Annotated in this window: 10 protein-coding genes and 1 pseudogene; 8 read left to right on the top strand and 3 right to left on the bottom strand. The window is 64.8% G+C overall.

Translation table 11 applies throughout. The annotated features are described in order from the left end of the window. Nucleotides 1-52: 52 nt before the first annotated feature. On the bottom strand, nucleotides 53-256 hold the full coding sequence (locus tag P0D89_RS31355; RefSeq protein ID WP_007181784.1) for a cold-shock protein: 204 nt from the start codon (nucleotides 254-256) through the stop codon (nucleotides 53-55). Between the two features lie 428 nt (nucleotides 257-684). Here P0D89_RS31355 and P0D89_RS31360 point away from each other — a divergent pair, with 428 nt between their 5' ends. Further along, nucleotides 685-2,130, top strand: coding sequence for an NAD-dependent succinate-semialdehyde dehydrogenase (locus P0D89_RS31360; protein ID WP_408360711.1), 1,446 nt, complete (start codon nucleotides 685-687; stop codon nucleotides 2,128-2,130). Nucleotides 2,131-2,248: 118 nt separating this feature from the next. After that, nucleotides 2,249-2,848, top strand: coding sequence for a GNAT family N-acetyltransferase (locus P0D89_RS31365; RefSeq protein ID WP_408360824.1), 600 nt, complete (start codon nucleotides 2,249-2,251; stop codon nucleotides 2,846-2,848). Nucleotides 2,849-2,921: 73 nt separating this feature from the next. Here P0D89_RS31365 and kdgT read toward each other — a convergent pair whose 3' ends face one another. Continuing rightward, entirely contained in the window at nucleotides 2,922-3,938 is a 1,017-nt protein-coding gene (gene kdgT / locus P0D89_RS31370) for a 2-keto-3-deoxygluconate transporter (protein ID WP_408360709.1), read from the bottom strand. Nucleotides 3,939-4,249: 311 nt separating this feature from the next. On the opposite strand from kdgT, the pseudogene kduI reads away from it, so the two are divergent. The 3 genes and pseudogenes from kduI to kdgR all read left to right on the top strand — a co-directional run bounded on the left by kduI (nucleotide 4,250) and on the right by kdgR (nucleotide 6,855). Continuing rightward, nucleotides 4,250-5,085, top strand: a pseudogene (kduI, locus tag P0D89_RS31375) (5-dehydro-4-deoxy-D-glucuronate isomerase). A 40-nt stretch (nucleotides 5,086-5,125) separates the two neighbouring features. Then, the gene (kduD, locus tag P0D89_RS31380) at nucleotides 5,126-5,896 is read left to right on the top strand and encodes a 2-dehydro-3-deoxy-D-gluconate 5-dehydrogenase KduD (protein WP_408360707.1); all 771 of its coding nucleotides are present in this window, start codon (nucleotides 5,126-5,128) and stop codon (nucleotides 5,894-5,896) included. A 101-nt stretch (nucleotides 5,897-5,997) separates the two neighbouring features. Continuing rightward, nucleotides 5,998-6,855: a DNA-binding transcriptional regulator KdgR gene (kdgR, locus tag P0D89_RS31385; protein WP_408360705.1), complete on the top strand. Its 858-nt coding sequence runs from the start codon at nucleotides 5,998-6,000 to the stop codon at nucleotides 6,853-6,855. A gap of 41 nt (nucleotides 6,856-6,896) precedes the next feature. On the opposite strand, the gene P0D89_RS31390 is transcribed toward kdgR, so the two are convergent. Further along, the gene (locus P0D89_RS31390) at nucleotides 6,897-7,445 is read right to left on the bottom strand and encodes a cytochrome b (RefSeq protein ID WP_408360822.1); all 549 of its coding nucleotides are present in this window, start codon (nucleotides 7,443-7,445) and stop codon (nucleotides 6,897-6,899) included. A gap of 540 nt (nucleotides 7,446-7,985) precedes the next feature. Between P0D89_RS31390 and P0D89_RS31395 the strand changes: the two genes are divergently transcribed. The 3 genes from P0D89_RS31395 to P0D89_RS31405 all read left to right on the top strand — a co-directional run bounded on the left by P0D89_RS31395 (nucleotide 7,986) and on the right by P0D89_RS31405 (nucleotide 8,857). Further along, a complete protein-coding gene (locus P0D89_RS31395) occupies nucleotides 7,986-8,111 on the top strand; it encodes a hypothetical protein (RefSeq protein ID WP_408360703.1) in 126 nt (41 codons plus the stop codon). A gap of 53 nt (nucleotides 8,112-8,164) precedes the next feature. Beyond that, nucleotides 8,165-8,530 (top strand): hypothetical protein, encoded by a 366-nt coding sequence (locus tag P0D89_RS31400; protein ID WP_408360701.1) that lies wholly within the window; start codon nucleotides 8,165-8,167, stop codon nucleotides 8,528-8,530. A 78-nt stretch (nucleotides 8,531-8,608) separates the two neighbouring features. Next, a complete protein-coding gene (locus P0D89_RS31405; protein WP_408360699.1) occupies nucleotides 8,609-8,857 on the top strand; it encodes a hypothetical protein in 249 nt (82 codons plus the stop codon). Nucleotides 8,858-8,945 lie beyond the last annotated feature (88 nt).

Genomic DNA, 8,945 nt, shown 5'->3' on the forward strand with positions numbered 1-8,945 from the left:
CAACGCGGCCGGCCCCACGCCCCAACGCGCGCGGGCCGGCCACCCTCCTTCGTCAGACCGGCTTGATGTCCGCCGCCTGCTTACCCTTCGGCCCCTGCTTGATTTCAAAGCTGACCTTCTGGTTTTCCTGCAGCGACTTGAAACCCTCGGAGCGAATCTCCGAGAAATGCGCGAACAGATCTTCACCACCGTCATCGGGCGTGATGAAGCCAAAGCCCTTCGCGTCGTTAAACCACTTCACTGTACCGGTAGGCATGTCGATTCCTCGTGTGGATCGGGGTTGATTGAGTTGCAGTCGCTTTCTTCGGGCCGCCGCTTTCGAATCTTGCGTCGCGCTCCGTTCAGGTCGGCTGGTGCCTGGCTGGCGCCTCGCCGATGCCTGCTCGAAGCCGCTCCGGCAAGATCCACGGCCGCGGGCTCGGGCCTTTTGCCATCACCGCAACTGCCACTGCCGCTTGACTGTACGCCTCTTTGCGCGACGCCGCATCGACCGATTTTCCAGCGCCGCGACATCAGCCTCGCAAGCGGCGTGCCGCCCCTCGCAACCGAGCCCGCATCCGATGCGATCGCGCGCAATCAGATAAGATGATTGCTATCGGCAGTCCATCCATGGCCGCGCACGTTTCGTCTGCTTGCTCCACGACTGCGCAGGCTGTCGTTTTTTCCCATACACAGGAACCCAGCATGGCCACTTCGAGCTATACCGATACCCGACTTCTGATCAACGGCGAATGGTGCGACGCCGCCAGCGGCAAGACCCTCGACGTCATCAATCCGGCCACCGGCCAGGCCATCGGCAAAGTGGCCCACGCCGGCATCGCCGACCTGGACCGCGCGCTCGAAGCCGCGCAGCGCGGCTTCGAAGCATGGCGCAAGATTCCGGCGAACGAGCGCGCCGCGACCATGCGCAAAGCCGCCGCGCTGGTGCGCGAGCGCGCCGCCGACATCGGCCGCCTGATGACGCAGGAACAGGGCAAGCCGTTCGCCGAAGCGCGCGTCGAAGTGCTGGCCGCCGCCGACATCATCGAATGGTTCGCCGACGAAGGGCGCCGCGTGTATGGCCGGATCGTGCCGTCGCGCAACCTCGCCGCGCAGCAACTGGTGCTCAAGGAGCCGATCGGCCCGGTCGCGGCGTTCACGCCGTGGAATTTCCCGGTCAACCAGGTGGTGCGCAAGCTGAGCGCGGCGCTCGCCTGCGGCTGTTCGTTCCTCGTGAAGGCGCCGGAAGAAACCCCGGCGTCGCCGGCGGCGCTGTTGCGGGCATTCGTCGAAGCCGGCGTGCCGGCGGGCACGGTCGGCCTCGTGTTCGGCGATCCGGCTGAAATTTCCAGCTACCTGATTCCGCATCCGGTGATCCGCAAGGTCACGTTCACCGGCTCGACGCCGGTCGGCAAGCAACTGGCCGCGCTGGCCGGCTCGCACATGAAGCGCGCGACGATGGAGCTGGGCGGACATGCGCCGGTCATCGTGGCTGAAGACGCGGACGTGGCGCTCGCCGTCAAGGCGGCCGGCGGCGCGAAATTCCGCAACGCGGGCCAGGTGTGCATCTCGCCGACCCGCTTCCTCGTGCACAACAGCATCCGCGAAGAGTTCGCCGCGGCGCTGGTCAAGCACGCCGAAAGCCTGAAGCTCGGCGACGGTCTCGCGGAAGGCACGACCCTCGGGCCGCTCGCCAATGCGCGCCGCCTGAGCGCAATGAGCAAGGTGCTGGACGACGCGCGCAAGACCGGCGCGACGGTGGCGACGGGCGGCGAACGGGTGGGCTCGGAAGGCAACTTCTTCGCGCCGACCGTGCTGACCAACGTGTCGCTCGAAGCGGACGTGTTCAATAACGAGCCGTTCGGCCCGATCGCGGCGATTCGCGGCTTCGACAAGCTCGAAGAAGCGATCGCCGAAGCCAACCGTCTGCCGTACGGCCTCGCGGGCTATGCGTACACGAAGTCGTTCAGCAACGTGCATTTGCTGTCGCAGCAGATGGAAGTCGGCATGCTGTGGATCAACCAGCCGGCCACGCCTTCGCCGGAAATGCCGTTCGGCGGCGTGAAGGATTCGGGCTACGGCTCCGAAGGCGGCCCGGAAGCCATGGAAGGCTATCTGGTCACGAAGGCGGTGTCGGTGATGTCGGCTTAAGGCCTTTGAGGCCTGCAAGCGCGGGCTGAGGCTGGCTGAGGCAAGCCATTTGGCCCGCGCTATTTCGAATCGCCCTACCGGGTCCGCGAGCCTTCGCTCGCGGACCTTTTTTATTGCCCTGAACGACACCCCTTCCCGATCCATGCAGCCCACGCTGACCGGCACGACCGTCGAACTCCGCCCGCTTCGGCCCGACCACGCGCAAGCGCTGCTCGACGCCGCCGCGGACGGCGAACTATGGAACCTGAAGCTTGCGGTGGTGCCGGGGCCCGACACCGTCGGCGGCTACATCGCGACCGCGCTCGACGCACGCGCGGCCGGCACCGTGATGCCGTTCGTCATCGTGCTGCGTGAGAGCGGCGCGATTGTCGGCAGCACGCGCTTCTGGAAGATCGATCGCGCGAACCGCAAGCTCGAAATCGGTCACACGTGGTTGAGCGAGTCGATGCAACGCTCGGCGGTGAACACCGAGGCGAAGTATCTGCTGCTGACGCACGCGTTCGACGCCATGCAATGCGTGCGCGTGCAGTTCACGACCGATGAGCTCAACGAGAAGTCACGCGCGGCGATTCTGCGCATCGGCGCGAAACAGGAAGGGGTGGTCCGGCATGAACGGATCATGCCGGATGGGCGCAAGCGCAACTCGGTGCGCTTTAGCATCATCGATGATGAATGGCCCGCGGTGAAGGAAATGCTGGCAGCGAAGCTCGCGCGGTAACCAACGCGCCGTCATTCATGGCCCGTTCTCTCCTGCTATCGAAGGCAAACGGGCCATTCCATCCCACCCAACCTCAAACGTGCGCGTCCCGCTCATTGAGCTGCGCCGGCTGCGCCGTCGCGAACTCCTCGCGCAAAGCGCCGCGTGCGTGATGGCGACGCACCCACAGCGCGGTGAGAATCGGCACGAGGATAGCGGTCACGAGGCAAGCGGTCGCGACCATCGCGGTAGCGGCCGGCACCAGCGGCTTGAAGCTCGGAATCATGTCGCCGATGATCGCCGGATTCGCCACCGCAGCCCCCGCCGTCGACGACGCCGCCAGCCCTGCTGCCCCATTGCCGCCCGCGATCCAGCGGTCGGCGAGAATCAGCGGAATGCCCGTCACAACGATCACCGCGAGACCGAGCACGACGCCCGGCAAGCCGCTCGTGACAATCACGTTCAGGTCGATCCCGTTGCCGAGCGCGAAGCCGAAGAACGGAATCAGCGGATGCACGCAGCGGCCGAACAGTTCGCGCAGATCGCTGTCGAAATTGCCCAGCGCGAAGCCGATCAGAAACGGCAGCACCGCGCCGACGAAGAGCCGCGGCTCGAAGAACGCGACGCCCGTCGCGCCCAGAATGATCATGCTGACGAGCGGCCCAGACTCGACCGACATCAGCACGAACGCGCCCGCCTCTTCCTTGGTCCCGTATTGCTGCATCACCGCCGCATAGAGACCGCCGTTGGTCATGTCCATCGACGTCGTGATCGCGAGGATCGACAGCCCGGCGAAGAGCCCGGTCTTGATGCCGTCCACCGGAATGAAGCGCGCGGCGATCAGCGTCACGATCCACGCCACCACCATCTTGGTCGCGAGCAGCGTGCCCGACTTGCGCAGCACGGTGCCCGTCGCCCGCAAGTCGATCGTCGCGCCCATGCAGAAGAACCACACCGCCAGAATCGGCACGGTGCCGGTGATCAGTCCGTTGGTGAACGACCCGAAGTACTTGCCCGCGCCCGGCGCGAACGTGTGGACACAGGCGCCGAGCAACAACGGCACCAGCATCAGGCCGCCAGGAATGCGGTCGATGACCTTCTTGATCTTCATGCCTCCTCCATGGACTTTGCGTCCTGTTGGTCGGGCGGATCACCCGGGGTAAAGGTCCCGGTCTGATGCCGGACTGCTCCCTTTCGGCGCAATATAGCATCGTGAAAGGAACGCCGTTCCGATTCTCTTTCAAATTTATGCTCATCGTTTACCCGCGTGCTTTCGGCAAGCCTTGTCGGGCTTGCCACACCAATGCAATATTTTCGGACCACTGTTCCGAAACTGGCATTCTGCGCTACAGTCCTGACCAGAACGGCGCTGCCGTACGCGTGCGGCAGCGCGCCCGGGATCGAATCCAACGGAGACAAAACATGGAAGTGAGACAGGCCATCAACAGCGAATACGCAAAGACGCTCGACACCGCCGGATTGCGTAAGGAGTTTCTGGTCGACCAGGTGTTCGAGCAGGATGCGCTGAAGCTCACCTATAGCCACGTCGACCGGATCATCGTCGGCGGCGCGTGGCCGGCGACGCGCGCGGTCGAGGTGCCCGGCTCGCTCGGCAAGTCGATCGGTGTCAGCTATCTGCTGGAGCGGCGCGAACTGGGCGCGATCAACATCGGCGGCGACGGCTGGGTCGACGTGGACGGCACGCGCTACACAGTGCGCAACGAGGAAGCGATCTACATCGGCAAAGGCGCGCAGGCCGTCGCGTTCGGCAGCGACGACGCCGCGCGCCCCGCGAAGTTCTACCTGAACTGCGCGCCCGCGCACGAGTCGCATCCGACCCGCACGATCTCGCTGGCGCAGGCCTCGCCGCAAACGCTCGGCGACCCTGCCACGAGCAACCGCCGCACCATCTACAAGTTCATCGTGCCCGAAGTGTTGCCCACCTGCCAGTTGTCGATGGGCATGACCAAGCTCGAACCGGGCAGCCTGTGGAACACGATGCCGTGCCATACACACGAGCGCCGCATGGAAGTGTATTTCTACTTCAACGTCGCCGCCGACGCCGCCGTCTTCCACATGATGGGCGAGCCGCACGAGACGCGGCACATTCTCGTGCACAACGAGCAGGCGGTGATCTCGCCGAGCTGGTCGATTCACTCGGGCGTCGCACGCGCGCGTACACGTTCATCTGGGGGATGGTCGGCGAAAACCAGGTGTTCGGCGACATGGACCACGTCGCGGTCCGCGAGCTGCGATGAAGTCGCGCACGTTCGTTCCCGACGACCCTTTGCAAACGATATGGGCTTGAAAACCGTGAACACTTTCGATCTCACCGGCAAGGTCGCCATCGTCACCGGCAGCAACACGGGACTCGGCGCCGCGATGGCCGTCGCGCTCGCCGCCGCCGGTTGCGACATCGTCGGCGTGAGCCGCGCCGACGCCGGCACCACGCCCGCGCGCGTCGCGGCCACCGGCCGCCGCTTCGCCGACGTGCGCGCCGATCTCGCGTCGATCGCGCCTGTCGACGACATCGTGCACGCCGCGCTCGAGGCGTTCGGCCGCGTCGACGTGCTGGTGAACAACGCCGGCATCATCCGCCGCGAGCACGCGCTCGACTTCACCGAAGCGGACTGGGACGCCGTCGTCGACGTCAATCTGAAGAGTCTGTTCTTTCTGTCGCAAGCCACCGCGCGGCAGTTCGTCAGGCAGCAAAGCGGCGGCAAGATCATCAACGTCGCATCGATGCTGTCGTTTCAGGGCGGCATTCGGGTGGCGTCGTACACAGCGGCGAAAAGCGGCGTGCTCGGTCTCACGCGACTGCTCGCGAACGAATGGGCCGCGCAGCGCATCAACGTGAACGCAATCGCGCCGGGCTACATGGCGACCACCAACACGGCGGCGTTGCGCGACGACGCGCAGCGCAATGAAGAAATTCTCGGCCGCATTCCGGCGGGCCGTTGGGGTTCGCCGGACGATCTCGCGGGACCGGTCGTGTTTCTCGCCTCGTCCGCGTCGGACTACGTGCACGGGCATACACTGGCAGTGGACGGCGGCTGGCTCGCGCGCTAGCTCGCCAGAAAGGCGCGAGACGCGGTATCCTCTCGCGCCTCGGCGCGTGAATTGACGGTGCGCTGTGGTAGCGCGGCTCCGCATGAACAGGGATGACGGAAATGGCAGCAATAGACAAACAGCGCAAGCACGACGCCGCCTTGCAGGTACAGGACGCTGATAGCGTTGAGCGCGGCGAATCGGCGTCGTCGATCGGTCGCGTGTTCGCGATTCTCGGCGCGATCGGCGACAGCGGGCAGATCGGCATCAGCGAGCTGTCGCAACGGCTCGCGATGTCGAAGACCACCGTCCACCGTGTGATCCAGACGCTCAAGGCACTCGGCTACGTGACCCAGGAAGTCGAAACCGAACGCTACCGGCTGACGATCCGTCTGTTCGAACTCGGCGCGAAGGCGCTGGAAAGCGTCGATCTCGTGCGCGAAGCCGATGTCGAGATGCGGCGCATCGGCCAGATGACACGCGAGGCGGTCCATCTCGGCGCGTTCGACGAAGACGCGATCATCTATATCCACAAGATCGACGCCGATTACGGCTTGCGCATGCAGTCGCGGATCGGCCGGCGTAATCCGCTGCACAGTACGGCGATCGGCAAGGTGCTGCTCGCGTGGATGGACCCGGCCGGCGCGCGCGAGGTGCTCTCGCACGTCGAATTCCGCAAGTCGACGCAAAAGACGCTCACCTGCGCCGAGGCGGTGCTCAGCATCCTGCCGCACGTGCGCGAGCAAGGCTACGGCGAGGACAACGAGGAGCAGGAAGAGGGACTGCAGTGCATTGCGGTGCCGGTGTTCGACCGCTTCGGCCGCGTGATCGCCGGCTTGTCGATTTCGTTTCCGACGATGCGCTGTGGCGCCGACACGAAGTCGCACTACGTCGCGTTGCTCAAGCAGTCGGGACTCGCGATCTCGACGCGGCTCGGGTATCGCGAAGCGACGGCGCCGGAGCATGCGGCCGCCGGATAGCGGCGCGCGGTCAGCCGCGTGCGCTTAACGCCACGCGGTCGTCACGGCAACATCCGCTGCAACACGCGATCCTTCAGAACGAAGCGGTGAAACAGCGCCGCCGCGATATGCAGCGCGATCAGCGCGAACAACACCCACGCCAGATAGCCGTGGATGTCGCCCATTGCGTGACCGACCGACGAACCGGCCGGTGCGATCGCCGGATACGGCAACAACCCGATCAGCTTGACCGACCATCCTCGCGACGACGCATTGGCCCATCCCAGAAGCGGCACGACCACTAGCGCGAGATAGAGCAGACCGTGCGTGATATTCGACACCACGCGCAGAAACGGCGACACGTTCGCCCGTCCCGGCCGGTGCGCGAGACGCCAGACGATCCGCAGCAGCACCACGGCGATCAGCGTGGCACCTACGCCGAGATGCCACGCGATGAGCCCTTCCGGACGCGTGTCCTTGTGAATGTCCGGCATGGTCCAGCCGATCATGAACTGAGCCGCGATCAACGCGGCCACCAGCCAGTGAAATAACCGCGCCACGCCGTCGTAACCCGCTTGGTCCTGGCGCCAGGCGCCTTGATCGGTTCGCATCATTGGAGTTGTTTGAGCATCGAGTGGTTGTCGATTGAAGGCAGCATGGCCGTATCGGCGAACGGGAATGCTGGGCGCACACATCGCGGATACTACGGATCGAACCTTAACGGAAGCTGATGTCCCGCCTTCACGCTGCTGCGCTGCCTCGCGTCGAAGGCGGGATGAGCACGCGCGACGTGCGAGCGACCGTCCGCGACGGCGCTTACCGTCCCCACTCTGCAACCGAATGTTTCCGCCTGACGTACTCGCGGCGATACACGATGTCGTGCAGTTATCGGCTGTTCGCGCGTGGATCGTTTAGCACCGACGCACACGCGCACTGTTCGACGCCAGCGTTTTTTTCATAGCGTGTTCAATGGCTTGCCCGCCGGCACGGACATCTCCCCACGGCACGATACCACGCGCCGACCCCGCCTCTGCGCTGCACTCTCCCCAGGACCGGCACACGAGCGCCGCGACACGTCCTGTTACACACAAACACAACCGAAATCGCCCCGCTCAGTAGAGTTCGGGTCACAAGCAAAAGGGAGCAACACCATGAAAAAAATCTTCGCACTAGTCATCCTCGCAGCAACGCTCGGCAGCACGTTGAGCGGCTGCATCGTGGTCCCCGACGGCGGCTATCACGATCATGACCATCATCACGATCACGACCATTACTAAGCGCGTAACGCCCAAGAGTGCTTCCTCACAATCGTAGAACCCGAGAACAAACTATGAGCAATTCACGAAACCGCTGGATGTCGTTGGCGATCGTCGCAGGCCTCGCGATCACTGCATCGTCGGCCGCGCTGGCCCACGTCGACGTGGGCGTGAACATCGGCGTGCCGGGCGTCGCTTATGCGCCCGAACCGGTTTATGCGCCGCCTCCGCCGGTGGTCTATGCGCCGGCGCCGCCGGTGGTGGTCGTGAGCCCGGGCTGGTACGGCGAGCGCTACTACGACGGCCACCGCTACTGGGAACGTCGCGAGTGGGAAGAGCGTCACTACGACCGGCACGACCGGCACGAATGGCGTGACGCCCGCGGCCACGACAATGGCTGGCATGGCCATGGCGACGATCACTGGCACGGTGATCACTGATGCATGGACTACGGCGGTGTCGCTGACGCCGCCGTGTCGTGCCGGCATTCGCGCCACCTCTTTATAAGGAGCGACGATTTGCTACGCAGCGATACAAGGCGAGTCACGGCGCACGTCGATGGCGTGCTCATCTGCGCCGAATACAGCGAACAGACCGGGCAGTTGTGTTTGCGCCGGGACGGCGCGCTGTTGCGCGAATGGTTTCCGCCGCATTCGTGGATGGCGATTGCGTCGGTGGCGAGCGCGCGGCATTGGGGCACGCGGCCGAGCGACGATGATCTGCTCGCGCTGCTGCGCAACGAGATGACGTTGTTGCGCACGCCGTAGCCGTTAAACGGATGCGAAGCGGGGGGCGGAAACTTGGTGGCGGGCGGGGGGGGTAGGTGGGTTGGGTTGGGGTAAAACCAAAGGGGTA

The sequence above is a fragment of the Paraburkholderia sp. RL18-085-BIA-A genome, assembly GCF_046027075.1.
In the GTDB taxonomy this organism is placed as follows: domain Bacteria; phylum Pseudomonadota; class Gammaproteobacteria; order Burkholderiales; family Burkholderiaceae; genus Paraburkholderia.

What these genes read in the sequence shown, in the direction of transcription:
- P0D89_RS31355 (WP_007181784.1), bottom strand. Translation starts at nt 256, where the DNA reads ATGCCTACCGGTACAGTGAAGTGGTTTAACGACGCGAAGGGCTTTGGC.
- P0D89_RS31360 (WP_408360711.1), top strand. Translation starts at nt 685, where the DNA reads ATGGCCACTTCGAGCTATACCGATACCCGACTTCTGATCAACGGCGAA.
- kdgT (WP_408360709.1), bottom strand. Translation starts at nt 3,938, where the DNA reads ATGAAGATCAAGAAGGTCATCGACCGCATTCCTGGCGGCCTGATGCTG.
- kduD (WP_408360707.1), top strand. Translation starts at nt 5,126, where the DNA reads ATGGGCTTGAAAACCGTGAACACTTTCGATCTCACCGGCAAGGTCGCC.
- kdgR (WP_408360705.1), top strand. Translation starts at nt 5,998, where the DNA reads ATGGCAGCAATAGACAAACAGCGCAAGCACGACGCCGCCTTGCAGGTA.
- P0D89_RS31390 (WP_408360822.1), bottom strand. Translation starts at nt 7,445, where the DNA reads ATGCGAACCGATCAAGGCGCCTGGCGCCAGGACCAAGCGGGTTACGAC.
- P0D89_RS31395 (WP_408360703.1), top strand. Translation starts at nt 7,986, where the DNA reads ATGAAAAAAATCTTCGCACTAGTCATCCTCGCAGCAACGCTCGGCAGC.
- P0D89_RS31400 (WP_408360701.1), top strand. Translation starts at nt 8,165, where the DNA reads ATGAGCAATTCACGAAACCGCTGGATGTCGTTGGCGATCGTCGCAGGC.